At 68.5% G+C, this 23393-nt stretch carries 27 protein-coding genes; 10 read left to right on the top strand and 17 right to left on the bottom strand.

The window, feature by feature from the left end; all coding sequences use genetic code 11:
- Window positions 1–3: 3 nt before the first annotated feature.
- A complete protein-coding gene (locus ACG00Y_RS24780; protein WP_394483603.1) occupies window positions 4–321 on the top strand; it encodes a DUF2695 domain-containing protein in 318 nt (105 codons plus the stop codon).
- A 139-nt stretch (window positions 322–460) separates the two neighbouring features.
- Here the strand turns inward: ACG00Y_RS24780 and ntrC are convergent, their stop codons facing one another.
- The 10 genes from ntrC to ACG00Y_RS24730 form a co-directional block, all read right to left on the bottom strand.
- Window positions 461–1930: a nitrogen regulation protein NR(I) gene (ntrC, locus tag ACG00Y_RS24775; RefSeq protein ID WP_394483601.1), complete on the bottom strand. Its 1470-nt coding sequence runs from the start codon at window positions 1928–1930 to the stop codon at window positions 461–463.
- 33 nt (window positions 1931–1963) lie between these two features.
- Window positions 1964–3058 carry a nitrogen regulation protein NR(II) gene (glnL, locus tag ACG00Y_RS24770; RefSeq protein WP_394483600.1) on the bottom strand — a complete coding sequence of 365 codons (1095 nt, stop codon included), beginning with the start codon at window positions 3056–3058 and terminating at the stop codon, window positions 1964–1966.
- Between the two features lie 27 nt (window positions 3059–3085).
- Window positions 3086–3577 carry a hypothetical protein gene (locus tag ACG00Y_RS24765; RefSeq protein WP_394483598.1) on the bottom strand — a complete coding sequence of 164 codons (492 nt, stop codon included), beginning with the start codon at window positions 3575–3577 and terminating at the stop codon, window positions 3086–3088.
- 108 nt (window positions 3578–3685) lie between these two features.
- Window positions 3686–5101, bottom strand: a complete 1416-nt coding sequence (glnA, locus tag ACG00Y_RS24760; protein ID WP_394483597.1) for a type I glutamate--ammonia ligase — start codon at window positions 5099–5101, stop codon at window positions 3686–3688.
- 165 nt (window positions 5102–5266) lie between these two features.
- Window positions 5267–6058: a competence/damage-inducible protein A gene (locus tag ACG00Y_RS24755; protein ID WP_394483596.1), complete on the bottom strand. Its 792-nt coding sequence runs from the start codon at window positions 6056–6058 to the stop codon at window positions 5267–5269.
- Between the two features lie 5 nt (window positions 6059–6063).
- Entirely contained in the window at window positions 6064–6906 is an 843-nt protein-coding gene (locus ACG00Y_RS24750) for an EI24 domain-containing protein (RefSeq protein ID WP_394483594.1), read from the bottom strand.
- Window positions 6906–7880: a sterol desaturase family protein gene (locus ACG00Y_RS24745; RefSeq protein ID WP_394483855.1), complete on the bottom strand. Its 975-nt coding sequence runs from the start codon at window positions 7878–7880 to the stop codon at window positions 6906–6908. Before ACG00Y_RS24745 ends, ACG00Y_RS24750 begins: the two co-directional genes overlap by 1 nt.
- A complete protein-coding gene (locus ACG00Y_RS24740; protein WP_394483592.1) occupies window positions 7880–8668 on the bottom strand; it encodes a polysaccharide deacetylase family protein in 789 nt (262 codons plus the stop codon). The genes ACG00Y_RS24745 and ACG00Y_RS24740 overlap by 1 nt, the downstream gene beginning before the upstream one ends.
- Window positions 8665–9660, bottom strand: coding sequence for a YncE family protein (locus ACG00Y_RS24735; RefSeq protein WP_394483590.1), 996 nt, complete (start codon window positions 9658–9660; stop codon window positions 8665–8667). The genes ACG00Y_RS24740 and ACG00Y_RS24735 overlap by 4 nt, the downstream gene beginning before the upstream one ends.
- A gap of 68 nt (window positions 9661–9728) precedes the next feature.
- Complete coding sequence (locus ACG00Y_RS24730; protein WP_394483588.1) at window positions 9729–10550, bottom strand: TIGR00266 family protein; 822 nt, start codon at window positions 10548–10550, stop codon at window positions 9729–9731.
- A 102-nt stretch (window positions 10551–10652) separates the two neighbouring features.
- Between ACG00Y_RS24730 and ACG00Y_RS24725 the strand changes: the two genes are divergently transcribed.
- From ACG00Y_RS24725 to ACG00Y_RS24695, 7 genes are all read left to right on the top strand, one after another.
- Window positions 10653–11234, top strand: a complete 582-nt coding sequence (locus tag ACG00Y_RS24725) for a GbsR/MarR family transcriptional regulator (RefSeq protein ID WP_394483587.1) — start codon at window positions 10653–10655, stop codon at window positions 11232–11234.
- A gap of 72 nt (window positions 11235–11306) precedes the next feature.
- A complete protein-coding gene (locus tag ACG00Y_RS24720) occupies window positions 11307–11729 on the top strand; it encodes a thiol-disulfide oxidoreductase DCC family protein (protein ID WP_394483585.1) in 423 nt (140 codons plus the stop codon).
- Between the two features lie 21 nt (window positions 11730–11750).
- Complete coding sequence (locus ACG00Y_RS24715) at window positions 11751–12146, top strand: hypothetical protein (RefSeq protein ID WP_394483583.1); 396 nt, start codon at window positions 11751–11753, stop codon at window positions 12144–12146.
- A gap of 3 nt (window positions 12147–12149) precedes the next feature.
- Window positions 12150–12968, top strand: coding sequence for an NAD-dependent epimerase/dehydratase family protein (locus ACG00Y_RS24710; RefSeq protein WP_394483581.1), 819 nt, complete (start codon window positions 12150–12152; stop codon window positions 12966–12968).
- A gap of 5 nt (window positions 12969–12973) precedes the next feature.
- Complete coding sequence (locus ACG00Y_RS24705; protein ID WP_394483579.1) at window positions 12974–13330, top strand: DoxX-like family protein; 357 nt, start codon at window positions 12974–12976, stop codon at window positions 13328–13330.
- A complete protein-coding gene (locus ACG00Y_RS24700) occupies window positions 13327–13809 on the top strand; it encodes a DUF2269 family protein (RefSeq protein ID WP_394483577.1) in 483 nt (160 codons plus the stop codon). The genes ACG00Y_RS24705 and ACG00Y_RS24700 overlap by 4 nt, the downstream gene beginning before the upstream one ends.
- Window positions 13810–13868: 59 nt before the next feature.
- Window positions 13869–14936 carry a pirin family protein gene (locus ACG00Y_RS24695; protein ID WP_394483576.1) on the top strand — a complete coding sequence of 356 codons (1068 nt, stop codon included), beginning with the start codon at window positions 13869–13871 and terminating at the stop codon, window positions 14934–14936.
- A 136-nt stretch (window positions 14937–15072) separates the two neighbouring features.
- Here ACG00Y_RS24695 and phbB read toward each other — a convergent pair whose 3' ends face one another.
- The 5 genes from phbB to maiA all read right to left on the bottom strand — a co-directional run bounded on the left by phbB (window position 15073) and on the right by maiA (window position 20399).
- Complete coding sequence (gene phbB / locus ACG00Y_RS24690; protein WP_394483574.1) at window positions 15073–15810, bottom strand: acetoacetyl-CoA reductase; 738 nt, start codon at window positions 15808–15810, stop codon at window positions 15073–15075.
- 28 nt (window positions 15811–15838) lie between these two features.
- Complete coding sequence (locus ACG00Y_RS24685; protein WP_394483572.1) at window positions 15839–17023, bottom strand: acetyl-CoA C-acetyltransferase; 1185 nt, start codon at window positions 17021–17023, stop codon at window positions 15839–15841.
- Window positions 17024–17042: 19 nt separating this feature from the next.
- Window positions 17043–18665 carry a class I poly(R)-hydroxyalkanoic acid synthase gene (gene phaC / locus ACG00Y_RS24680; protein ID WP_394483853.1) on the bottom strand — a complete coding sequence of 541 codons (1623 nt, stop codon included), beginning with the start codon at window positions 18663–18665 and terminating at the stop codon, window positions 17043–17045.
- Between the two features lie 380 nt (window positions 18666–19045).
- On the bottom strand, window positions 19046–19720 hold the full coding sequence (locus ACG00Y_RS24675) for a purine nucleoside phosphorylase YfiH/LACC1 family protein (RefSeq protein ID WP_394483570.1): 675 nt from the start codon (window positions 19718–19720) through the stop codon (window positions 19046–19048).
- 43 nt (window positions 19721–19763) lie between these two features.
- Entirely contained in the window at window positions 19764–20399 is a 636-nt protein-coding gene (gene maiA, locus ACG00Y_RS24670; protein WP_394483568.1) for a maleylacetoacetate isomerase, read from the bottom strand.
- Window positions 20400–20433: 34 nt separating this feature from the next.
- Between maiA and ACG00Y_RS24665 the strand changes: the two genes are divergently transcribed.
- Window positions 20434–20988: an NUDIX hydrolase gene (locus ACG00Y_RS24665; protein ID WP_394483566.1), complete on the top strand. Its 555-nt coding sequence runs from the start codon at window positions 20434–20436 to the stop codon at window positions 20986–20988.
- A gap of 22 nt (window positions 20989–21010) precedes the next feature.
- Entirely contained in the window at window positions 21011–21781 is a 771-nt protein-coding gene (locus ACG00Y_RS24660; protein ID WP_394483564.1) for a substrate-binding periplasmic protein, read from the top strand.
- A 7-nt stretch (window positions 21782–21788) separates the two neighbouring features.
- Here the strand turns inward: ACG00Y_RS24660 and ACG00Y_RS24655 are convergent, their stop codons facing one another.
- Both ACG00Y_RS24655 and guaD read right to left on the bottom strand, forming a co-directional pair.
- On the bottom strand, window positions 21789–21980 hold the full coding sequence (locus tag ACG00Y_RS24655) for a hypothetical protein (protein WP_394483562.1): 192 nt from the start codon (window positions 21978–21980) through the stop codon (window positions 21789–21791).
- A 98-nt stretch (window positions 21981–22078) separates the two neighbouring features.
- Window positions 22079–23386: a guanine deaminase gene (gene guaD / locus ACG00Y_RS24650; RefSeq protein ID WP_394483561.1), complete on the bottom strand. Its 1308-nt coding sequence runs from the start codon at window positions 23384–23386 to the stop codon at window positions 22079–22081.
- Window positions 23387–23393 lie beyond the last annotated feature (7 nt).

Here is a 23393-nt window from a genome sequence, read left to right as displayed (position 1 = left end):
GCGATGACGTCCAGCACCCCTACCGACAAGAAGGCGCGCCTCAAAGAATGGCGACTGCAGCAGCGCGCGTTGGCCCGCTCCAATTTCCCACTTGCCGATGACCGCCTCCAGCACTTCTTCCATCGGCTTGACCAGATCCTGGAAACAGCGTCCTGTACGCACTCGCTCACCCATGCTGCCGCAGCAACGGCGGACATGGGTCTGACGGAAGACGAGTCAGAGGCGCTGTTTGACTGGTGTGAGGAGAACGGCGGCTACTGCGACTGCGAGATCGCCGCAAATACTCGTCAGCACTGGGAGCAGGTGCGGTCCTCCACTTGACAGCCCGTAGGTTGGGGTGAACGCAGTGAACCCCAACGCCTATCTGCAGTTCGCCGCGCCACCTGGTCCAACGCGCCGCTGCTGATGTTGGGGTTCGCGATGCTCACCCCAACCTACGGATTGCGGGCCGGCTCGGACCTCAAACGTCCAGCCCGAGCTCCTGAATCTTCCTCGTGATCGTGTTCCGCCCAATGCCCAGCTTCTGCGCGGCCTCGATGCGGCGGCCGCGGGTGATGTCGAGGGCGGTCAGGATCAATTGGGCTTCGAAGCGCTTGGTCAGCGCATCCCACACGTCGGTCTCGCCGGCCGCCAGGCGGGCGCGGGCGTCGGCGGCCATGTCGGCCAGCCAGCCTTCGCCACTGCTGGTGCTGGCCGGCGCGGCGGCGACCGGCGCTGCGGTCACCGCTGCAGCAGGCTGCGCATGCGTTGACTGGCTCAGCGACGGCGCGGCGACATAGCCGGGCTGGATTTCGTCCGGCAAGTCCTTGGGCTCGACGGTCTGGCTGGGCGCCATGACGCTGAGCCAGTGGCAGATGTTCTCCAGCTGGCGCACGTTGCCGGGGAACTCGAAGTTAGTGAGAACCGCCAGCGCCGCATCGGACAGGCGCTTGGGCTCGACGCCCAGCTCCGTCGCGCTGCGCTGCAGGAAGTGGCGGGCCAGCGAGGCGATGTCTTCCTTGCGCTCGCGCAGAGGCGGCAGGCGCAGGCGGATGACGTTGAGGCGGTGGAACAAGTCCTCGCGGAACACGCCTTGGCGCACGCGCTCTTCCAGGTTCTGGTGGGTGGCGGCGATGACGCGCACGTTGCTGCGCATCGGGCTGTGGCCGCCGACGCGGTAGAACTGGCCGTCGGACAGCACACGCAACAACCGCGTCTGCAGCTCGAAGGGCATGTCGCCGATTTCGTCGAGGAAGAGCGTGCCGCCATCGGCCTGCTCGAAGCGGCCGCGCCGCGAGGCCTGCGCGCCGGTGAAGGCGCCGCGCTCGTGGCCGAAGAGTTCGCTCTCCAGCAAGTCCTTCGGGATGGCCGCCGTGTTGATGGCCACGAACGGGCCTTCGCCGCGCGGGCTGTGCTTGTGCAGCGCGCGCGCCACCAGTTCCTTGCCCGAGCCGCTCTCGCCCGTGATCATCACGGTGACGTTGCTCTGCGATAACCGACCAATCGCACGGAACACATCCTGCATCGCCGGCGCCTGGCCCAGCATCTCGGGCACTTGCGCGGCAGCCTCCTGCTCGCCGGCCTCGCGCTGGCTTTCTTCCTGCGCGCGGCGGATCAGCTCCACGGCGCGGGGCAGGTCGAAGGGCTTGGGCAGGTACTCGAAGGCGCCTCCCTGGAAGGCCGACACGGCGCTGTCCAGGTCGGAGTAGGCGGTCATGATGATGACCGGCAGCGCCGGCAGGCGCGCCTTGACCTTGGCCAGCAGCTCCAGCCCCGAGCCGCCCGGCATGCGGATGTCGGAGACGAGCACCTGCGGTGAATCGTCTTCCAGCGCGGCGAGCATGTCGCGCGCATTGCTAAAAGACCGCACCGGCAGGCCTTCGCGGGCCAGGGCCTTCTCGAGCACGAAGCGGATCGAGTGGTCGTCGTCAACAACCCAGATGGATTTCATGCGTGTCCTCAGCCGCGCCGCTCACCTTGTGAGTTAGGGCAACGGCAGCGTGATTCGGAAATTCGTCAGGCCTGGCTCGCTTTCGCAATCGATCATGCCCTGGTGTTGCTGGGCGATCGTCTGCGCAAGCGTGAGTCCGAGGCCCGAGCCGCCGTCCCGCCCCGAGACCAGGGGGAAGAAGATGCGATCCCGGATCTCGGCGGGGACGCCGGGACCGTTGTCCTCGATATGCAATTCCAGTGCCAAGCGCCAGCGCTGCTTGCCGACGGTGACCTGTCGGGCGACGCGTGTGCGCAGCACGATCTGCGCGTCGCCGGCGGCGATGCGCGAATGCAGCACCTGGGCGGCGTTCTGCACGATGTTCAGCGTCATCTGGATCAGCTGCTCGCGGTCGCCGCGGAAGTCGGGCAGCGAGGTGTCGTAGTCGCGCGCGATGTCCAGGCCCTTGGGGTACTCGATGAGCACCAGCGCCCGGACCCGCTCGCAGATCTCGTGGATGTTCACGTCGCCGACGACTTGCGCCTTGCGGTGCGGCGCCAGCAGGCGGTCGACGAGGCTCTGCAGCCGGTCCACCTCGTGGACGATGACCTGCGTGTATTCGGTCAGCTCGGGGTCGCCGTCCTGCAGCTCCAGCGCCAGCAATTGCGCCGCGCCACGGATGCCGCCCAGCGGGTTCTTGATCTCGTGGGCGAGGTTGCGTGTCAGCTCCTTGGTGGCCTGCACCTGGTCGAGGTTGCGCTCGTCGCGGTCCTGGCGGGCCAGCTGGGCAATCTCGATGAGCTCGACGAGCACGCGCGGCTCGCCATCGTCGGCCGGGTCCATCTGCGACACGATGACATGCACGGGCAGGCCGTCTTCGTGGGCCCAGGCGCCCCGGCGCAGCACGGCATCGAAGCGGCTGCTGGAGTACTGGTTGGCGGCCACGCCGGCGAGGGTCTCGACCAGGCGCTGGGAGTCGTCGAACCAGTCGGGCAGCTGGGATTTCTGCACCGCGCGGCGCGACAGCCGCATGGCGTTCTCGAAGGCGGCATTGGCGAACAGGCATTCGCCGTCGGCGCTGACGACGACCACCATGGTCGCGAGCAGGTCAAGGCCGGCGAATTCGTCCGGCAACAGGGTCGTGTCCATCAGGAGGCGCCGAGGCGCCGGGGCGCCTCAGGGAAGTTTGTTGATCTCGCGCTTGAGGGCCTGCACATCGGCCTCGTAACGGGAGATGTTGTCCTTGAGCTCGGCCATGCGGTCGAGGTACTTCTGGTAGTTGCGCTCGTCGCCGCGGCGTTCGCCCTGGCCGTTGTTGAAGTCCTTCTGCGCGGCAGCGAGGCGGTCCTCGGCCTGGCGCAGTTCGGCCTGCAGCACGCGGCGGCGCTCGTCGTCGCGCGTGCGCTGCTGCTGGGCGTCGACGCGGCCTTCACCACTGCGCGCCCCTTCGGCGGCCGGCGCCGGCGCCGACCCGCCTGCACGCGGCCGGGGCGACTGCACGACGGTGATGGGCGTGCCCTCGATCGTGCGGCAACCCTTCTCGATCGCTTCCTTGGCGGACAGCGCGTCGGTGTAGAGCACCGGCGGCCCGGGGCAGCGGTAAACGGTGCCCTGCGCCTGCGCGCCCACAGCCACGGCGAAGAGCAGCGAAGCCAACGGTCGATTCATCAGGACATTGTGGCTCAGGGCTCAAGGCTCGCTTGAGCATGAAAAAGGGGCCGCGCGGGCGGCCCCTCTCGGTCGATGACCCGGCAGCGCAGATGCTGCCGTTGGACATCACAGCGCGTAGTACATGTCGAACTCGACCGGGTGGGTCGCCATGCGGAAGCGGGTCACTTCCTGCATCTTCAGGTCGATGTAGGCATCGATGTAGCTGTCGGTGAACACGCCGCCCTTGGTCAGGAACGCGCGGTCCTTGTCCAGATACTCCAGCGCCTGGTCGAGGCTGTGGCAGACGGTCGGGATCTTCGCGTCTTCTTCCGGCGGCAGGTGGTACAGGTCCTTCGTGGCGGCTTCGCCCGGGTGGATCTTGTTTTCCACGCCGTCCAGGCCAGCCATCAGCAGTGCTGCGAAGCACAGATAGGGGTTGGCGGACGGGTCCGGGAAGCGCGCCTCGACGCGGCGGCCCTTGGGGTTGGCCACGTAGGGGATGCGGATCGAGGCCGAGCGGTTCTTGGCCGAGTAGGCCAGCTTCACCGGGGCCTCGAAGCCGGGCACCAGACGCTTGTACGAGTTCGTACCCGGGTTGGTGATGGCGTTCAGCGCGCGGGCGTGCTTGATGATGCCGCCGATGTAGTACAGCGCGAAGTCCGACAGGCCGGCATAGCCGTCACCGGCGAACAGGTTCTTGCCGTCCTTCCAGACGGACTGGTGAACGTGCATGCCGCTGCCGTTGTCGCCGACCAGGGGCTTGGGCATGAAGGTCGCGGTCTTGCCGTAGGCATGGGCGACGTTGGCGACGATGTACTTCTGCAGCTGCGTCCAGTCGGCGCGCTCGACCAGCGAGCTGAAGCGCGTGCCGATTTCCATCTGGCCGGCGTTCGCCACTTCATGGTGGTGAACTTCGACGGGGATGCCGCACTGCTCGAGGATCAGGCACATCTCCGAGCGCATGTCCTGGCCGCTGTCGACCGGGGGCACGGGGAAGTAGCCGCCCTTGACTGTGGGGCGATAGCCGGAGTTACCGTGCTCGTATTCCTTGGAGGAATTCCAGGCGCCTTCTTCCGATTCGATCTTGAAGAACGAGCCGGACATCTCGTTGCCCCAGCGCACGCTGTCGAACACGAAGAATTCGGGTTCCGGGCCGAAGTAGGCGGTGTCGCCCAGGCCGGAGGACTTGAGATAAGCCTCGGCGCGCTTGGCCAGCGAACGCGGGTCGCGCTCATAGGCCTTGCCGTCGGTCGGGTCGATGACGTCGCAGGTCAGGATCAGCGTCGGCTCTTCGAAGAAGGGGTCGATGTTGGCGGTGTTCGGATCGGGCATGAGCAGCATGTCCGAGGCTTCGATGCCCTTCCAGCCGGCGATCGAGGAGCCGTCGAAGGCATGGCCCGACGTGAACTTGTCTTCGTCGAAATGGGAAACCGGCACGGTGACGTGCTGCTCCTTGCCACGGGTGTCGGTGAAGCGGAAGTCGACGAACTTGACTTCGTTCTCCTTCACGAGGTTCATCACATCGGCGACGGTCTTGGCCATCAAAAGCTCCTAGCGGGATCGGGTGGGTGGGTTGCCGCCGCGTGCGCACAGGCGCCCGCAGCCACAAGAGAAAGCAAAGCAGTTTGCATGCCAGAGTGCACCGACATGGGTACTCGCTTTTTGGCACAAGGCATTATCTGCGGACTGCCGTCGACAACGGCCGAACTAGCGCACCAGCTCGGTGCTTATGCTTGCACCAAATTGGACAACGCCCTGTTTTAGCGCATCGTAGGCGGGAGAGAGCTGGCCGGCCTCGCCCTTGACGCCGAGCTCGATGCACTTGCCCCATTGCGGATGGTCGACGCTCGGCAGGCTGAAGACCTTGATGCCGGGGAACTCGGCCTCGACGGCTTCCATCAGCGGCGTCAGGCTGGCTTCCATCGCGCCCTGCACGATCAGCGAGCGCTCGGTCAGGCCGGGCTGGCGGTGCAGCTGGGGGAAGCGGTCCAGCACCCAGGCCATCATCGGATGGGCCATGACCGGGAAGCCCGGCACGAAGTGCACGTTGCCGACGAAGAAGCCCGGGATCTTGTTGTAAGGGTTGGGGATGATGCCGGCGCCTTCGGGAAAGACGCCCATCTCGAAGCGGCGCAGCGTATCCGGCTCGTCGGCGGCGACCGTCTTGCCCTGCTCGGCGGCCATCTGCTGCACGCGCTGCCAGATCAGCTCGCGCGCCTCGGGGTGCAGGGCCAGCGACCGGCCGAGCGCGGCGGCGGCGGACTGGCGGGTGTGGTCGTCCGGCGTGGCGCCGATGCCGCCGCAGCTGACCACCAGGTCGCCGCTGGCGAAGGCTTCGCTCAATCGGGCCGTCAGCAGCTCGCGGTCGTCGCCCAGGTATTGCGCCCATGCGAGCTGCATGCCGCGTTCGGACAGCAGTTCGATGAACTTGGCGAGGTGCGAGTCCCGGCGCTTGCCGGACAGGATCTCGTCGCCAATGATGATGAGGCCGACTTGCATGGGGCTCAGGCTCCCGGGAGGACTTCGGAGACAAAGACGGGCTCCGCCGCACGGCGCGCCTGCAGGGCGGCCAGTGCGTAATGCGTGAACCAGGCGGTGGAGAAGGCGAACACCAGCGTGTAGAGCCAGATGGCCAGCAGCACGACGAAGGGCGCAAAGATGACGGCGCTCACGCCGGCAACGGCCCAGATCAGCGACGGCAGCGCGCCCAGGTAGCCGCAGACCACGCCCATGACTAGCATCGGCGCGCGATGCGCCTTCAGCAGCGCACGGCGCTCGTCGGCCGAGGCGTGCTCGGCCAGCACGTCGAAGCCGAACACGCGGTAGGTCAGCCAGCCCCAGATCAGCGGCGGCAGCACCAGCACCAGCGGCGGGATCAGCCACAGCGGCATGGACAACACGATGAGCACCAGCGCCAGCAGCGTCGCGCCCAGCGAGGCCGCCACACTCTGCGCCAGCGTGCCGCCGCGCTTCTTCTCCAGCAGCGGGAAGCGACGCTCGGCCACCAGTTGCACGATGGCCGGCGTCATGCACAGCGCCACCAGCAGCAGGCTCAGCACGATGACCACCGGCAGCACGCCGGCCAGCACGACGACGGCGGCCAAAGCACTGCGGAAGGACTGCAGGCCGAAGGAGTCCAGCCAGTGCAGCAGGCTCTCGATGAGCCGCCAGCTCTCCAGCGTGGCGCGCACGCCGGCAACGGCGTCCTCCCAGAAGAAGAACATGAAGCCGAACACCAGCACGCCGCAGATGAGCAGCGGCAACAGCGACAGCGCGATGACGCGCGGATGCAGGCAGTAGGCGGCGGCGCGCCAGAAGGAGTCGACGAGGCTTTGCACGCCTTGCATCAGGAGGCCTTTCCAAACGAAGCAAAGAGGCGCCGCAAGCCCAGCCACTGCTGTTGCCAGAAGCCGCTGCCATAGTCGCGGCCGCCCTCCTCGGGCAGCTGGTCGCGCACGCCCGTGGGGTCGAAGCGATGGTCGAAATTGCTGGTGCCGAACAGCATGTCCCAGACCGGCAGCAGCACGCCGAAGTTGTGGCCGCCCAGCGTGCCCTTGCCGCCCGATTCATGGCCGATGCCGATGCTGTGGTGCAGCCGGTGAAAGCGCGGGCTGACCAGCAGCCGCTCGCCGACAGCGCCGAAGCCGACGCGCGCGTTGGCGTGCTGCAGGCTCTCGTGCAGCTGCGTGATGACGGTGATGGCGACGAACTGCCCCGGCTCCACGCCGATCAGCCGGGCCAGCAGCGCGAAGGCGGTGCCGACCAGCACGTCGTCCAGCAGGTGGGTACGGTTGTCGCTCCACATCGTCATCTGGCGCTGGCTGTGGTGCAGGCTGTGCAGCGCCCACCAGGCTTTGAAATGATGCTGGCCGCGGTGCAGCCAGTAGCCGACGAAGTCGAAAACAACGAGGTAGAGCAGCAGGCTGACCCAGGCGATGTCCGTCACGCCAGGCCAGATGGCGTCGAGCTGCCAGGTCGACAGGCCGGCCAGGCGCAGCTCGCCGGCCATGCCGTCCCACAGCGGCTCGATGCTGAAGAACATCGCCAGCCGCACCAGGCCCAGGCGGTGGAGCAGCGTGTAGACCACGTCGTCGCGCACGGCGGCGCGGTCGGTGACGGGCTCCACCGGCCAGCGCCCTTCCAGCAGGCGGGCGCCGGCCAGGATGAAGGCTATCTGCAACAGGCCCAGCAGCAGCCAGCCGGTCGCATCGAAGGCGTCCTCCAGCAGGTTGCCGAAACCCAGGCCGAACACGACGGGCTGCACGACGTTCTCGTACAGCGCCAGTTGCATTGCGTCGAAGGTGTTGGAGAGCCAGTCGATCACGGCTTCTTGAAGAGCGACGAATAGCGCGGATGTTCCCGCAGCGGCGCAAAGCATAGGCCGCGCTGCTGCAGGCCGGTCATCAGCGGCTCCAGCACGGCGGGCGCCCAGGGGTCCTGGCGTTCCCAGATGCCCAGGTGGGCGACGAGGATGTCGCCGGCCTTGATGTCGCGCAGCGCCTTCGCCAGCAACTGCGCATTCGGATGCGCACCGCTGGGCAGTTCGTCGCCGAGGAAGCCGGCGGCACTCCAGCCGACATGGGCGAAGCCGCAGGCCTTGGCCACGCTGAGCAAGGCCGGCGACGTGCGCCCGGCCGGCGCGCGGAAGAGGGGCGCCAACGGCTGGCCCGTCATGGCCTTGAAGCGCTCGCCGACCTGGTTCAGGCTGGCGCAGTACTGCTCGGCCGTCAGCTCGCGCACGACCGGCTTCTGCACGCCGGCCTGGGTGCGGAAGCGGAAGCGCGAGACCTTGCCGTCCGCACCCGGCAGGTCCGCCATCCAGATGTCGTGCGCCCAGGTGTGCGAGCCGAAGTCATGGCCCTCGGCCACGCGCTCGCGCCACCAGGGTGCCCAGGTCTCGTCCAGCGTCGTGCCGCCGGTCTTGGTCGGCTCGCTGGCGAGGAAGAAGGTCGCGCGGGCGTTGTGCTTCTTCAGCGTCTGCGCGATCAGCGGCGCGACGCCCATGTGGCCGGTGTCGAAGGTCAGGTAGACCGGCTTGTCGCAGGCTGCCGAAACATGAGCACAGGCCGTCGCCGTCGAGACCGCCAGCGCCAGGAGCCAGGCTTTCATAGGCGAGGGGTGTGGTCCAGCGTCCAGATGCCGTGTGGCGACTTGCCGACCCTGACTTGGCGCACGACCTTGCGCGTGACGGTGTCGATCTGCGTGACCTTGCCGGCCCAGCGCGACGTGACCAGCAGCGTCTTGCCATCGCTCAGCAGCTCCATGTCGTCCGGCCCGGCAGGTGCGGGGTATTGGTCAACGACGGTCAGTGTGGCGAGGTCGATCTTGCTGATCGTGTTGCCGGCGCGGTTGGACACCAGCACGTGGCGCTTGTCGCCCCAGGCGCGGAAGGAATGCGCACCCTTGCCGGTCGCGATGCGCCGCGCCAGCTTGGGAGCGGCGCCGCTGACGTCCCAGACCTCGACGAACCTGTCGCCCGTCAGGCCCACGAGCAGCAGCTTGTCGTCCGGCGTCAGGTAGAGATCGGCCGGCATCTTGCCAACCGGCGTCTTCCACTTGATGGCTTGCGTCGCCAGGTCGATGGCCAGCAACTCGTCGCTGTCCTGCAGGCTGACGTAGAGCGTCGTGCTCCGGGTGTCGATGTTCAGGTGGCTGGGCGTCCTGGGCGCCGAGATGCGCTTGACGAGCAGCAGCGGCTCGGCTGCCCCGCTGCCCTGCCAGCGGTAGAGGTCCACGCGGTCCAGGCGGTTGGAGGCCGTCACGAACCACTTCATGTCCGGCGAGAAGCGCAGGTGGTAGGGGTCGGAGATGTCGCGCACGACGCGCTGGACCTCGGCCGTGCGCGGGTCCACGAAGGTCAGCGAGTCGCCCAGCGCGTTGGCGACGATGAGGGACTTCTCGTCGGGCGACAAGTAGAGGTGGTGCGGCTCCTTGCCGGTCGGGATGCGCTTGACGACCGTGAAGCTCTCCGGCTCGACGACGGCGATGTCCGCGCTCAGCGAGTTCAGCACGAACACCGGCGGGCGCGCCTGCTGGGCATGGGCTTGAACGAGCGGCAGCAGGAGGACGAACAGGCAAGCGACAGCGCCGCGACGAGACATTCAGGAAGTCCTCAGAAAGCAGAAAGGGCGGCAGCTGCCGCCCTCACGGGATCAGTTTAGCGGCGGGCTCAGTCGTCGTTGTCGCCACCCAACAGGCCGCCCAGCACACCCGCACCGGCAAAGCCCCCGAGCACCGAGCCCTCCTCACGGCCACCGCGACCGTTCTGCGGCGCCGCCGCGAAGATGCGCGAGGCCAGGCGCGAGAACGGCAGGCTCTGCAGCCAGACCTCGCCCGGGCCGGTCAGCTGCGCCAGGAACAGGCCTTCGCCGCCGAACAGCGCCGTCTTGATCTTGCCGACGTACTGGATCTCGAAGTTGACGTTGGGCGTGTAGGCCACAACGCAGCCGGTGTCCACCAGCAGCCGCTGGCCCGGCTGCAGCGTGCGGCGCACGACGGTGCCGCCGGCATGCACGAAGGCCAGGCCGTCGCCTTCGAGCTTCTGCATGATGAAGCCCTCGCCGCCAAAGAAGCCGACGCCCAGCTTCTGCTGCAGCGCGATGCCCAGCGACACGCCACGGGCCGCGCACAGGAAGGAGTCCTTCTGGCAGATCAGCATGCCGCCCAGCTGGCGCAGATCCATCGGCAGGATCTTGCCCGGGTAGGGAGCCGCGAAGGCCACGCGCTGCTTGCCGGCGCCGTTGTTCGTGTAGACCGTGGTGAACAGCGACTCACCCGTGATGAGCCGCTTGCCTGCGCCCAGCAGCTTGCCGAAGAAGCCACCGCCCTGGTTGGCGGAGCCGTCGCCGAACACGGTGTCCATCGTGATGGCCGCGTCCATGAACATCATCGAGCCGGCCTCGCCGATGGCCGCCTCGCCGGGGTCCAGCTCGACCTCGACGAACTGCATCTCGGCGCCCTTGATCTCGTAATCGACTACATCCATCGCCATGTCGGCTCTCCTGAAAAAAATCGCGCGCATGATGCCACGGGTCACCAAAAGAACATCAATTTCTGTGTTGACAGAAATTTCAGGCAGGGTACGCTAGGCGCCATGGAACTCACCGACATCAGCCGCCGCTTCATCGTCCACTGGGGCGAGATGGGCACGAACTGGGGCGTCAACCGCAGCGTCGCGCAGATCCACGCGCTGCTGTTCGTGCAAGGCCGCCCGCTGCACGCCGAGGACATCGCCGACACGCTGGTGTTGGCCCGCTCCAACGTCAGCAACAGCCTGAAGGAATTGCTGAACTGGCGGCTGATCCGCGTCACGCAGATGCTGGGCGACCGCCGCGACTACTACGAGACGTCCAGCGACGTGTGGGAGCTGTTCCGCACCATCGTGCGCCAGCGCAAGGAGCGCGAGTTCGACCCGACCGTCGCGCTGCTGCGCGAGCTCTCCCGCGACCCGGCGCTGGAGAAGGAATCGCCCGACATGCAGGACCGGCTGCGCAGCACGCTGGACTTCATGCAGACCCTGGGCAGCTGGAGCGACGAGATGCTGCGGCTGTCGCCCGCCACGCTGGAGAAGATCCTGCGGCTGGGCGCCCAGGTGCAGCGCTTCGTGCGCCCAGCCGATGCTGCAGAGGCGCCCAGCGTCTTCCCCGTCACGCCACCGATGCCACCCATGGGATGACGCGCCAACCCTGAGGCTCCGCCGGGCCTCTTTTTTTGCCCTGAAATTTCTCTTTTGACAGAAATAACAGCCATGACAGCCAACCACACCCTCCACACCGTCTACTACGACGGCGCCTGCCCGCTGTGCCGCAGCGAGATGGGCGTGCTGATGCGCGACAACCGGGCCGGGTTGCTGCGCTTCGTGGACATCTCCGTGCCCGGCTTCGACGCTGCGGCGCTGGGCGTGACCCAGGCGGCGCTGATGGCGCGGCTGCATGTGCAGCGGCCCGACGGCAGCTGGCTCATCGGCGTGCCGGCCGTGCAGGCGGCCTATGCCGCGACCGGCCATCACCGCATCGCCGCTGCGCTGGGGCTTCCGGCCGTGGCCCGTCTGGCGCGCCCCGCCTACGACTGGCTGGCCACCCATCGCTACCGGCTGCCCCGCTGGCTGCTGAAGTTCGTGCACCTGCACGCCGGCAGCTGCGCGCCAGACGGCGCCTGCCGAACACATTGAATTCAACCCAAGGAGAGCACCATGTCTGAACTGAACTTCGCCCTCACCCTGCTCATCGCCATCGCCGGCCCCATCCTCGCGATCAGCTATCTGCGACCCATCCTCGTGCCGGTGCTGAACGCGCTGTGCGTCGAGCCCATGCCGGGCGCCATCGGCGCGCACTTCTGGGTGCGCAGCGCCTATGTGCTGGCCGTGGCCGGCACGCTGGTGCTGTCGCTGCTGTTCGGCGACTTCCAGGGCGAGCCGCTGGCCGCCGTGCACCGCGCACTGCTGTTGGCGGCGGGCGGCTGCTTCATCAGCATCGCCCTTATCACCCACCGCGTCTGGACACCCGTGCAAGCGCGGCTGGCCAAGCCCGCGGTGGCGGCGCCTCGCAGCCCCATCGCTGCAACCGCCGCCTCTGACAGGTGGGTCTGAGCCATGAAGATCCTCGTCATCGGCGCCGGTGGTTTCATCGGCAGCCATCTGTGCCGCGCGCTGGCCGAGGCCGGGCATGAGGCCGTGCGAGCCAACTTGCGTCCCATCACCGACTGGGAGCAGCCCGCAGCCTGGCAGCCGCTGCTGGCCGGCGTGCAAGGCGTTGTCTATACAGCCGGCTGCCTGCGCGATCAGGCCGGCGGCGTGGCCGACCTGCTCGACCTGCTGCACCACCGCGCACCCGTCGCGCTGGCCCAGGCCTGCGAGGGCACCGGCATCACGCGCTTCGTGCACGTGTCGGCGCTGTGCGGCGGCGTCAGCGCCTATGCGCGCAGCAAGCATGCCGGCGAGGTGGCACTGGCCGGCCGCGCCTGCATCGTGCGGCCCAGCCTCGTCGTCGGCGTCGGCGGCATCAGCAGCCGCATGCTGGACCTGCTCGCCCGCCTGCCCTGGCTGCCGCTGCCGGCCGAGGTGGCGCGCTGCCGCGTGCAGCCCATCCGCGTGGAAGACCTGGCCGCCGGCATCGTCGCGGCGCTGTTGTCGCCGCAGCCCTTGGCTTCATGGACGGCCGTCGGCCCCGAGGCCGCAACGGTCGCTGAATGGATAGACCGCCGCCGATTGGCGCGCGGCAGCGGCCCGGCCCGCCACATCGAGCTGCCGCAGGCGCTGACACGCGCGTCGGCCCGGCTGGGCGACCTCGTCGCGGTGGGCCCCTGGTGCAGCACCGCGCTGGAGCTGCTCGCCCACGACAGTTCCGAGCCGCAAGCACAGTCGCCCCTGAGCCGGCCGCTGCGCGACGCGATGGAAGGGGCCTGGGCATGAAGCCGATGAACATCGCTCGCGCGTCCCTTGTGCTGCTGTGGTGGGGCACCCTGGTGGCCAGCCTGCACGACGGCGGCGCGGCCGGCATCGCGCTGCTGCAGAACGCCACCGGCATCTCCGCTGGCGCCGCGCTGGCCCTGGTGCTGCTCGGCTGCGCCTGGGACGCCGCCATCGGCCTGCTGCTCCTGCTGCGGCCGGGCGCCCTCACCTACCGGCTCGCGGCCGCCGGCGTCATCGGCATGACGCTACTCGCCACCGTCCTTGTGCCCACGCTGTGGCTGGACCCGCTCGGCGCGCTGCTGAAGAACCTCCCGGTGCTGGCGCTGCTGGCACTGATGGGCGAGAAGGGAGCCCAGGCATGAACACCTACCTGCTTATCAAATGGCTGCACATCGTCTCCAGCGTCGTGCTCGTCGGCACTGGCTTCGGCTCGGCTTTCTACCTGTTCTTCGCCAACCGCAGCGAGAGCCTCGAAGCCCGCGCCATCGTCGCCCGCCTCGTCGTGCGCGCCGACCTGTGGTTCACGACACCCGCGGTCTTAGTGCAGCCCCTCACCGGCATCTGGCTCGCCCACAGCGCCGGCTGGCCGCTGGGCACGCCATGGCTGCTGGCATCGCTGCTGCTCTACGCGCTGGCCGGCGCCTGCTGGCTGCCGGTGCTGTGGCTGCAGCTGAAGATGGCCCGCGAGGTTGAAGCCGCGCTGGCCAGGCGCCGCCCGCTGTCCGTGCAATACCGGCGTTGGCAACGAGCCTGGGAGTGGCTGGGCTACCCGGCCTTCGCGGCCATGCTGGCGGTGTTCTTCCTGATGGTGAACAAGCCGGCGCTGTGGGCACCTCACTGACGCAGCGACTCAAGGACAGCCCGAATCGGGTTAGCGTGCAGGCACTTCAGGAACGCACCATGACCACCCACGCCTCGCCGCCACCCGCCATCCTCTCCATCGCGCCCTTGGCCATGCCCTGGGACACGCTCGACCCCTTCCTGTTCTGCGTCCACCACGACGACGCCTACCCGCCCGGCAACGGCCGCTACGGGCCGGACGCCGCGCTGCTGAAGGGCCGCCAGATGGGCTCGGACTTCTCCGGCCAAGGCGGCTGGAGCATGTACCACGGCCAGCAGGTGCCGGGCTTCCCGGCCCACCCGCATCGCGGCTTCGAGACGGTGACCATCGTGCGCCAAGGCCGCATCGATCATTCCGATTCCCTCGGCGCCGGTGCGCGCTTCGGCGGTGGCGACGTGCAGTGGCTCACCGCCGGCAAGGGCATCGTGCACGCGGAGATGTTCCCGCTGTTGCAGACGACCCAGCCCAACCCGCTGGAGCTGTTCCAGATCTGGCTCAACCTGCCGGCCGCCAGCAAGATGGTGGACCCGCATTTCACGATGTTCTGGTCGCAGGACATCCCGCGCCACAGCTTCACCGACGATGCCGGTCGGGCCACCGAGGTCGTCTGCATCGCCGGCGCCCTGCCCGTCCCCGGCGGGGTGACCGAGCCGCTGAGCCCGCCGCCGGACTCGTGGGCCTCGCGCCCGCACGCGGACCTGGCCATCTGGACGCTGCGCCTGGCCCCGGGCGCGCATTGGACGCTGCCAGCGTCGACGGGCGACGGCACGCGCCGCAAGCTCTACTTCTTCGCCGGCAGCCGCCTGGCCATCGACGGCCAGGCCGTGGCCGTGCGCCACTCGCTGGAGCTGCGCGCGGGCGCCGCCGTCACGCTGGTCAACGAAGGCGCCGAAGCGGCCGAGCTGCTGATGCTGCAGGGCCGCCCCATCGGCGAGCCGGTCGCGCAGTACGGGCCCTTCGTCATGAACACCGAGCAGCAGCTGCGCCAGGCCTTCGAGGACTACCGTCGCACCCAGTTCGGTGGCTGGCCCTGGCCCGACCCGGCGCCCGTGCATGGCGACGAGGCCGACCGCTTCGCCCGGCATGCCGACGGCAGGACGGAGCGGTTCCCTTCGCAGGAACGCTGAGCCCACAAAAAGCCGGCTGCGCATGACAGCCGGCTTGTCGAGCGTGCGCAGAACCGGGCCGTCATGCCGCGCCCCTTGCATGGGGCGGGCGTTCGCCGGGCGTCGCACAGCCCTCAGGGCTGTGCTCGGTCCTGTCTCACCCCATGTGCATGCCGCCGTTGCAGGAGAAGTCGGCGCCGGTCGAGAAGCCCGAATCCTCGCTGGCCAGCCACACGACGATGGAGCCGATCTCCTCGGGCTTGCCCAGGCGCTTGACCGGGATGGTGGCGACGATCTTCTCCAGGATCTCCGGCTTGATGGCCTTGACCATGTCGGTGCCGATGTAGCCCGGGCTGACGGTGTTGACCGTCACGCCCTTGGAGGCCAGCTCCTGCGCCAGCGCCATCGTGAAGCCGTGCATGCCGGCCTTGGCGGCCGAGTAGTTGGTCTGGCCGGCCTGGCCCTTCTCGCCGTTGACCGACGAGATCTGGATGATGCGGCCCCAGCCCTTTTCCACCATGCCCGGCACGACCTGCTTGGTCACGTTGAACATGGAGTTCAGGTTGGTGTCGATGACGGCCTTCCAGTCCTCGGGGCTCATCTTCAGGAACATGCGGTCACGCGTGATGCCGGCGTTGTTGACCAGCACGTCGATGGGGCCGTGCTCGGCGATGGCCTTCTGGAAGGCCTCGACCGTGGAGTCCCAGTCGGCGACGTTGCCGACCGAGGCGTAGAAGGTAAAGCCCTGGGCCTTCTGCTCATCCAGCCACTTCTGCGCGTCACGGCTGGGGCCGCAACCGGCGATGACCTTGAAACCCGCGTTGGCGAGCTTCTGGCAGATGGCGGTCCCAATGCCACCCATGCCGCCCGTGACGTAGGCTACTTTTTGGCTCATGTTCAGTCTCCTTCAGTGGTGATTTGTCTTAGCGCTCGACAGTCAGGGCGACACCCATGCCGCCGCCAATGCACAGCGACGCGATGCCCTTCTTGGCGTCGCGCTTGACCATCTCGTGCAGCAGCGTGACGAGCACGCGGCAGCCGCTGGCGCCGATGGGGTGGCCCAGCGCGATGGCGCCGCCGTTGACGTTGACCTTGCTCGTGTCCCAGCCCATCTCGTTGTGCACGGCGCAGGCCTGGGCGGCGAAGGCTTCGTTGATCTCCAGCAGGTCCAGGTCGGCGGCCTTCCAGCCGGCGCGCTCCAGCGCCCGCTTGGCGGCGGGCACGGGGCCCATGCCCATGTAGGCGGGGTCCAGGCCGGCGGACGCGTAGGAGGCGATGCGCGCCAGCGGCGTCAGGCCCAGCGACGCGGCCTTGGCGGCGGTCATGACGACCACGCCGGCGGCACCGTCGTTCAGGCCCGAGGCATTGCCGGCGGTCACGCTGCCGGCCTTGTCGAACGCAGGGCGCAGGCCGGCCAGGGCCTCGGCGGTGGACTTGCGGTTGATGAACTCGTCGGCCGCGAACACGATGGGGTCGCCCTTCTTCTGCGCAATGCTGAAGGGGACGATCTCGTCCTTGAACTTGCCAGCGTCCTGCGCGGCGGCGGCCTTCTGCTGCGAGCCGAAGGCCAGCGCGTCCTGCTGCTCGCGGGTGATGCCGTACTTCTTGGCGATGTTCTCGGCGGTGATGCCCATGTGGTACTGGTTGTACACGTCCCACAGGCCGTCGGTGATCATCGTGTCGACCAGTTTCCAGTCGCCCATGCGCTGGCCGTCGCGCGAATTCGGCAGCACGTGGGCGCTCAGGCTCATGCTCTCCTGGCCACCGGCGATGACGATGTCGCTGTCGCCGTCACGGATGGCCTGCGCGGCCAGCATCACGGCCTTCAGGCCCGAGCCGCAGACCTTGTTGATGGTGAACGCGGGCACGCCGTGGGGCAGGCCGCCCTTGATGACCGCCTGGCGGGCGGGGTTCTGGCCCACGCCGGCCGTCAGCACCTGGCCGAGGATGACCTCGTTGATCTGGTCGGCAGCCAGGCCGCTGCGGCGCAGCAGGTCCTGGATGACGGCGGCGCCCAGCTCGCTGGCGGGCGTCTTGGCGAGCGTGCCGCCGAACTTGCCGATGGCGGTGCGCGCGGCGGCGACGATGACGATGTCTTGTTGGCTCATGGGAGTCTCCTTACTGAAATCAGGCCTTGACCTTCACATAGCGACCGGGCGCGGGCTCGATCACCTTGAACTTGCGGTTGCCCGGCGTCTTGGGCGCGGGCTTGGGCTCGCCAGCATGGCTGGCCAGCCACGCGGACCAGTCCGGCCACCAGCTGCCCGGGTGTTCCGTGGCGCTGGCGAACCAGGCATCGGCATCGGCCGGCAGGCTGGCGCCCTTGGCGATCCAGTGGCTGCGCTTGGGCGGCTTGCCCGGCTTGGGCGGCGGGTTGATGACGCCCGCGATATGCCCCGAGGCGCCCAGCACGAAGCGCTTCTTGCCCTTCAGCACCTGCGTGCTGGCGTAGGCGCTGGTCCAGGGCACGATGTGGTCCTCACGCGAGCCGTAGATGTAGACCGGCGCTTCGATGGCGCCCAGGTCCAGCTTCTCGCCGCAGACGGTCAGCTTGCCCGGCTGCTTCAACTCGTTCTGCAGGTAGGTGTGGCGCAGGTACCAGCAGTACATGGGCCCGGGCAGGTTGGTGGAGTCGCCGTTCCAGTACAGCAGGTCGAAGGGCGGCGGCGCCTCGCCCTTGAGGTAGTTGCCGACGACGTAGTTCCACACCAGGTCGTTGGGGCGCAGGAAGCTGAAGGTGGTGGCTAGCTCCTGGCCGTGCAGCAGCTGCGGCCCCTTGGGCGACTGGGCGCTCAGCGTGGTCTCGCGCAGGCGCACGCTGGCTTCGTCGACAAAGATGTCCAGGATGCCGTTGTCGGCGAAGTCCAGCAGCGTGGTCAGCAGCGTGACGCTGGCGGCCGGCTGCTGGCCGCGCGCGGCCAGCACGGCCAGCGCGGTCGCGAGGATGGTGCCGCCGACGCAGAAGCCCAGCGTGTTGATCTGCTTCTGGCCGGAGATCTCCTGCGCGACCCGGATGGCCTCGATCGCGCCGGTGCCGATGTAGTCGTCCCAACCGAAGTGCTTGATCGACTCGTCCGGATTGCGCCAGCTGACGACGAAGACGCGGTTGCCCTCGGCCACCGCATAACGGATCAGTGAGTTGTCGGGCTGCAGGTCGAGGATGTAGAACTTGTTGATGCAGGGCGGCACCATCAGCAGCGGCCTGGCCTTCACTTGCGCCGTCAGCGGCGTGTATTCGATGAGCTGGAACAGCTCGTTCTCGAACACGACGTTGCCCGCCGTGGTGGCGACGTTCTTGCCGACCTCGAAGGCGCTCTCGTCGGTCTGCGAGACATGGCCGCGCTGCACATCGCCCCACAGCTGCTGCATGCCCCGGGCCAGCGTCTCACCCTTGCTGTCGAGCGCGAGCTTCTGCGCCTCGGGGTTCAACGCCAGGAAGTTGCTGGGCGAAGCGGCATCGACGAACTGCTGCACGGCGAAGCGGATGCGCGCCTTGGTCTTGTCGTCGGCCTCCACGGCGGCGGCCATCTGCTGCAGCGCGCGGCCGTTGAGCAGGTACAGCTGGGTCACGAAGCTGGCCATCGGGCTGGCCCGCCATTCCGGCGCCGCGAAGCGCCGGTCGCCGACGGCGGGCGCCTCGCCCTGGCCCAGCGAGGCGTTCCACAGCAGGCTGGCCTGCTTCAGATAGTCGGCTTGCAGTTCGGCCAGCACGGTGGGGGAAATCTGCGGCAGGTGGGTCATCTGCTGCATCAGGTCTGCGAACGGCTGCTGCGCCTGCGGGGCGGCGGCAGCGTCGTTCTTCTTGCGGGTGGCCATGTATCTCCTAGGAACTCTGACGCCTCTGCGTTGCTCGGCCGGTCCGTTGCAATAAGCTTGCCACATCCCGACGACGCGGGGCCAACTTGTAAACCCGGGCTCTGACGTGCCCATGACACATGTATCTCGTAGCCATTGCCTGGGTCTATGTTGTGCTGATGATGGCCGCAGCGGAAGCCATGAGCCCTCAGGGCAGCCTCTTCGGCGCCCTGGTCACGCTCCTCCTGTATGGCGTGCTGCCGCTGGGCCTGCTGCTGTACATCCTCGGCACGCCGGGCCGCAAGCGCAGGCGGCGTGCAGCGGAACAAGCGGAACTAGCGGCCGAGGCTGATGCAGGCGGCCATGCGCCCGCGAGGCCGGCCGCGGGACTCGCCGCGGAACGAGAAGAAGCGTGAATCATCGGTCAGCGTGCACCAGCCGCCGCCGCTGATTTGGGTGACATTGACCGACATCAAGCGTTCGCGAGCCAGCAAGGGCAGGTCGGCGAGCCAGCGAGGCTGGTCGCCGGGGCGGTAGACGAAGCCGGGCTGGTCCCGCGCGACGGGCTCGCGGCCGAAGGCGGTGACGACCTCCGGGCCGACCTCGAAGGCCTGCGGGCCAATGCAGGCGCCCAGCCAGGCCTTCACCTCACGCGGCTCGCAGCCGGCGGCGGCACACAGCTCGGCCACGGTGTTCTCCAGCACGCCGGCCGCCAGCCCGCGCCAGCCGGCATGCGCGCCCGCCACGCCGCCAGGCGCTGTGAAAAGCACTGGCAGGCAGTCGGCCACGAGGATGGCGACGGCCAGGTCGGGGTCGGTGGACACGGCGGCATCGGCCTGCGGCGCGTTGTCGTCATGCCAGTCGGCGCGCAGACGCACGACGTCGGCGCCATGGACCTGGTCGAGAAAAATGGGCCGCGCGCCGAGCAGCTCGACCAGCCCGGCACGGTTCGCCCTCGCCTGCTCCGGGTCGCCCGCCTTGCGGCCGAAGTTGGGGCCCAGTGTGGTCATGAAGGCGGTCACGCCGGGCCACTCGGGCCGGAGCCATCGGGGGTCAGGCTGCATCGGGGCAGGCATCCGGGTGCGTGCCGGCAAAGGCCGGCAGTTGCAGGCAGGCGGCGTTCACGCGCAGCACGGTGGGGTAGTCGTCCAGCGGGCAATCGAAGCGCTGGGCGTTGTAGACCTGCGGCACCAGCAGGCAGTCCGCCAGCCCGGGCGTGTCACCGAAGCTGAAGCGCCCGGCCGTGCCGGCCAGCCGCTGCTCGACGATGGCCAGGCCCGTCGCGATCCAGTGTCGGTACCAGCGGTCCACCGTGTCCTGCGCCTGGCCGAGGTCGTTCTTCAGGTAGCGCAGCACGCGCAGGTTGTTGAGCGGATGGATGTCGCAGCCGATGTCCTGCGCCAGCGCCCTCACCCGCGCGCGGCCGAGCGCATCGCGAGGCAGCAGCGGCGGCTCGGGGTGGGTCTCGTCCAGGTATTCGAGGATGGCCATGGACTGGCTCAGCCAGTGGCCGTCGTCCAGCACCAGGGCCGGCACGAGGTGGGAGACCTGCTGGTTGGCGAAGGCCCCGGCGAACTGCTCGTTCTTCGCCAGATGGATGGATGCGTAGTCGTAGTCCAGCCCCTTGAGCGCCAGACCGATGCGCACGCGCCAGGAGGCGGACGAGCGGAAGTAGTTGTAGAGCTTCATGGCCGGTCATTCTGAGGCTTCTAAACTGGCCCGCATGCCCTTCCCTAGCCGCTTCAAGCACTGCCCCAACTGCGGCACCGCCGTGGACTACCGTATCCCGGCGGACGACAACCGCGAGCGCGCGGTCTGCCCGGCCTGTGAGGCCATCCACTACCAGAACCCGCTGAACGTCGTCGGCACGCTGCCGGTGTGGGAAGAAGACGGTCGCGTGCTGCTGTGCCGCCGCGCCATCGAGCCGCGCCATGGCTTGTGGACGCTGCCGGGCGGTTTCATGGAGCTGGGCGAGACTCTCGCAGAAGGCGCGCTGCGCGAGACGCAGGAGGAGGCCGGCGCCGACGTGGAAATGGGCCCGCTCTACACCGTGCTCAACGTCGTGCGGGTGGGCCAGATCCACCTTTTCTACTACGCCCGCCTGCGCTCGCTGGACTTCAACCCCGGCCCCGAGTCGCTGGAGGCGCAGCTGTTTGCCGAAGCCGAGATTCCCTGGGACGAGATCGCCTTCAAGACGACGCGTGAGACGCTGCGCTGCTTCTTCGAGGACCGCCGCGCGGGCCGCAGCCTCAGTCTGCATTCCATCGACATTCCCTGAGCGCACGGGCATCATCGACAGCATGCCGACACGACGTCAGTGGTGCCAAGCGGGGCTGGGTTGCATGGGCGGGTTGGGCCTGGCCGGGCCCGCGCGGGCCGCGCCGGTGCGGGCCGTGGGTTCGCAGTTCGCGCGCATCTTCGAGGGCGCCGAGGGCCAGCCGCCCAAGGGACTGGCGGTGGAGCTGCTGAGCCAGATCTTCGGCGACAACCTGCGCATGGAATGGATGCCCTGGACCCGTGCCCAGCTGATGGTGGAGCAGGGCGAGGCCGACATCCTCATCGGCCCCTACCGCACGCCGGAGCGCGAGGCCCGCATGCTGTTCAGCGTGCGCGCCTTCTATGCCGACGCGATGAGCTGGTATGCGCGCCAGGGCGACGAGAAGCGCTGGGCGGGCGACTACGGCGGCCTGGTGCAGATGCCGGTGGCCGCCGTGCGCGGCTGGGCCTATGGCAGCCGCTTCGAGCGCATGAAGCCGCTGATGGCGCAGCTGACCTGGGTGCAAAACGTGGACGCCGGCCTGCAGATGCTGACCCGCAAGCGGGTCGAGCTGTTCGCGGCCAACGACCGCAACTGCCAGCCCGTGCTGCAGCGGCTGGGCCTGGGCGAAGGCATCGTGCGCTGCTCGCCGCCGCTGGACGTGCTGCATGGCCACATGGCGTTTGCTCGCAGCGCGAGCGGCGAAGCGCTGTCCCGGCGCTACGACCTCGCCTACGAGCAGTGGCTGCGTGGCGGCAGCGCCGCCGAGCTCTACCGGCGCTGGGGCGTGGAAAGGCCGTTCGCGGCCTTGTAGCAGCGCTTCAGCGCCCGCCCAACACGCGCGCCGGCAGCATGACGACGGCACGCAACAGGCCGAACACGCCGTCGACGGCGATGCCCAGCAATCGGAACGGCAGAGTGATCAGCCACACCAGTGGCCACAGCAGCAGCGCCAGGATGGCCAGCGGCCAGCAGACGACAAACAGGATGCACCAGAGCAGGAAGCCGAGCATCGCGGAACTCCTTGTGAACGAACTGGCCGCACGGTAGCCTGTGCAGGCACCCGCTTCACCCGGCTCGCGACGAAGCGGCGATCACTCGGGATGGGCCGTCAGACGCGCTGACGGCCGGCCACGTAACAGGCCGCCAGGTTGCGCTCGTCGGCCAGCGTCATCCACGCGAACACGCGCTCGTGCAGCTCGCGTGCGGCTGCGTCGCGAGCCTCGGCAACGGGGCCTTTCGCCCAGTCCCACACGCAGATGTCGGCCGTCTGGCCGACCGACAGACCACCGATCTCACCGCTCAAGCGCAGCGCCTCGGCCGCGCCGCGCGTGCTGGCGTGCAGCGCTGTCCAGGCGGTCAAGCGCTCGCCGCGCAGCGCTTGGATCTTGTAAGCGTCCAGCATGTTGCGCGGCAGGCTCAGGCTGGTGCCGCCGCCCACGTCGGAGGCCAGGCTGACGTTGAAGGGCGCGCCCGGCCAGTCGAACAGGCCACTGCCGAGGAAGAGATTGCTCGACGGGCTGTGCGCGACCTGCGCGCCGCGCTCGGCAATGAGGCGCTTGTCGGCATCGTCCAGCCAGATGCCGTGAGCCAGCACCGCGCGCTCGTGCACCAGGCCCACGCGCTCGTAGACGTCCAGGTAGCTGCGTGCCTCGGGGAAGAGCTCGGCCACCCATTCGACCTCGGCGCGGTTCTCGGCCACATGGGTCTGCATGTAGAGGCTGGCGTCGGCCCGGCACAGCGCGCCGGCCATGGCGAGCTGCTCGGGCGTGCTGGTGGGCGCAAAGCGCACGGTGACGGCGTAGGCCAGGCGGTCCCGGCCGTGGAAGCGCTGGATCAGATCGGTGCATTCCCGCTCGGCATGCACCACGTCGTCGCGCAGGCCGTCGGGCGCATGGCGGTCCATCAACACCTTGCCGGTGATGAGGCGCATGCCGCGTGCGGCTGCGCCTTCGAACAAGGCCTCGGCCGAGACCTTGTGCACCGTGGCGAAAACGACGGCCGAGGTGGTGCCGCTGGCCAGCAGCGCGTCGAGAAAAACCTCCGCGCCCGCCCGGCTGCGCGCCGGGTCGGCGAAGGCGCATTCGCTGGGGAAGGTGTAGCGCTCCAGCCAGTCCAGCAGCTCGGTGCCGTAGGAGCCGATGACCTCCAGCTGCGGACAGTGGACATGGGTGTCGATGAAGCCCGGCAGCACCAGCTGGCCGGCATGGTCCTTGCGCGCCCAGCTGGCGTCGGGCTCGGCAGCCTGGCGCCCGACGATGCGGCCGTCCTCGATCAGCAGCCAGTGGTCGCGGTCGAAACGCACCGCCGTGGACTCGGTCTCGCCCCAGCAGGGTGCGGCCGTGAAGTCGAGCAGGTCGCCCCGCAAGGCCCAGCGGCGGGGCGCGTCGGGAAAGTTTTTCTGGTTAGTAAAACTCATATGGCAA

The organism is Pelomonas parva (assembly GCF_043555835.1).
GTDB classification, from domain to species: domain Bacteria; phylum Pseudomonadota; class Gammaproteobacteria; order Burkholderiales; family Burkholderiaceae_C; genus Pelomonas; species Pelomonas parva.
This window is presented reverse-complemented; position numbering and strand designations above follow the sequence as displayed.

Excerpts from the sequence above, each read along its gene's own strand:
- ACG00Y_RS24755 (WP_394483596.1), bottom strand. The coding sequence starts at position 6,058 with ATGCAAGTCGGCCTCATCATCATTGGCGACGAGATCCTGTCCGGCAAG.
- ACG00Y_RS24705 (WP_394483579.1), top strand. The coding sequence starts at position 12,974 with ATGAACATCGCTCGCGCGTCCCTTGTGCTGCTGTGGTGGGGCACCCTG.
- ACG00Y_RS24655 (WP_394483562.1), bottom strand. The coding sequence starts at position 21,980 with ATGCTCGGCTTCCTGCTCTGGTGCATCCTGTTTGTCGTCTGCTGGCCG.
- ACG00Y_RS24710 (WP_394483581.1), top strand. The coding sequence starts at position 12,150 with ATGAAGATCCTCGTCATCGGCGCCGGTGGTTTCATCGGCAGCCATCTG.
- glnA (WP_394483597.1), bottom strand. The coding sequence starts at position 5,101 with ATGGCCAAGACCGTCGCCGATGTGATGAACCTCGTGAAGGAGAACGAA.
- ACG00Y_RS24665 (WP_394483566.1), top strand. The coding sequence starts at position 20,434 with ATGCCCTTCCCTAGCCGCTTCAAGCACTGCCCCAACTGCGGCACCGCC.
- ACG00Y_RS24720 (WP_394483585.1), top strand. The coding sequence starts at position 11,307 with ATGACAGCCAACCACACCCTCCACACCGTCTACTACGACGGCGCCTGC.
- ACG00Y_RS24725 (WP_394483587.1), top strand. The coding sequence starts at position 10,653 with ATGGAACTCACCGACATCAGCCGCCGCTTCATCGTCCACTGGGGCGAG.
- ACG00Y_RS24695 (WP_394483576.1), top strand. The coding sequence starts at position 13,869 with ATGACCACCCACGCCTCGCCGCCACCCGCCATCCTCTCCATCGCGCCC.
- ACG00Y_RS24765 (WP_394483598.1), bottom strand. The coding sequence starts at position 3,577 with ATGAATCGACCGTTGGCTTCGCTGCTCTTCGCCGTGGCTGTGGGCGCG.
- ACG00Y_RS24740 (WP_394483592.1), bottom strand. The coding sequence starts at position 8,668 with ATGAAAGCCTGGCTCCTGGCGCTGGCGGTCTCGACGGCGACGGCCTGT.
- glnL (WP_394483600.1), bottom strand. The coding sequence starts at position 3,058 with ATGGACACGACCCTGTTGCCGGACGAATTCGCCGGCCTTGACCTGCTC.
- ACG00Y_RS24735 (WP_394483590.1), bottom strand. The coding sequence starts at position 9,660 with ATGTCTCGTCGCGGCGCTGTCGCTTGCCTGTTCGTCCTCCTGCTGCCG.
- maiA (WP_394483568.1), bottom strand. The coding sequence starts at position 20,399 with ATGAAGCTCTACAACTACTTCCGCTCGTCCGCCTCCTGGCGCGTGCGC.
- ACG00Y_RS24750 (WP_394483594.1), bottom strand. The coding sequence starts at position 6,906 with ATGCAAGGCGTGCAAAGCCTCGTCGACTCCTTCTGGCGCGCCGCCGCC.
- phaC (WP_394483853.1), bottom strand. The coding sequence starts at position 18,665 with ATGCAGCAGATGACCCACCTGCCGCAGATTTCCCCCACCGTGCTGGCC.
- phbB (WP_394483574.1), bottom strand. The coding sequence starts at position 15,810 with ATGAGCCAAAAAGTAGCCTACGTCACGGGCGGCATGGGTGGCATTGGG.
- ACG00Y_RS24715 (WP_394483583.1), top strand. The coding sequence starts at position 11,751 with ATGTCTGAACTGAACTTCGCCCTCACCCTGCTCATCGCCATCGCCGGC.
- ntrC (WP_394483601.1), bottom strand. The coding sequence starts at position 1,930 with ATGAAATCCATCTGGGTTGTTGACGACGACCACTCGATCCGCTTCGTG.
- ACG00Y_RS24780 (WP_394483603.1), top strand. The coding sequence starts at position 4 with ATGACGTCCAGCACCCCTACCGACAAGAAGGCGCGCCTCAAAGAATGG.
- ACG00Y_RS24685 (WP_394483572.1), bottom strand. The coding sequence starts at position 17,023 with ATGAGCCAACAAGACATCGTCATCGTCGCCGCCGCGCGCACCGCCATC.
- guaD (WP_394483561.1), bottom strand. The coding sequence starts at position 23,386 with ATGAGTTTTACTAACCAGAAAAACTTTCCCGACGCGCCCCGCCGCTGG.
- ACG00Y_RS24730 (WP_394483588.1), bottom strand. The coding sequence starts at position 10,550 with ATGGCGATGGATGTAGTCGATTACGAGATCAAGGGCGCCGAGATGCAG.
- ACG00Y_RS24675 (WP_394483570.1), bottom strand. The coding sequence starts at position 19,720 with ATGACCACACTGGGCCCCAACTTCGGCCGCAAGGCGGGCGACCCGGAG.
- ACG00Y_RS24660 (WP_394483564.1), top strand. The coding sequence starts at position 21,011 with ATGCCGACACGACGTCAGTGGTGCCAAGCGGGGCTGGGTTGCATGGGC.
- ACG00Y_RS24700 (WP_394483577.1), top strand. The coding sequence starts at position 13,327 with ATGAACACCTACCTGCTTATCAAATGGCTGCACATCGTCTCCAGCGTC.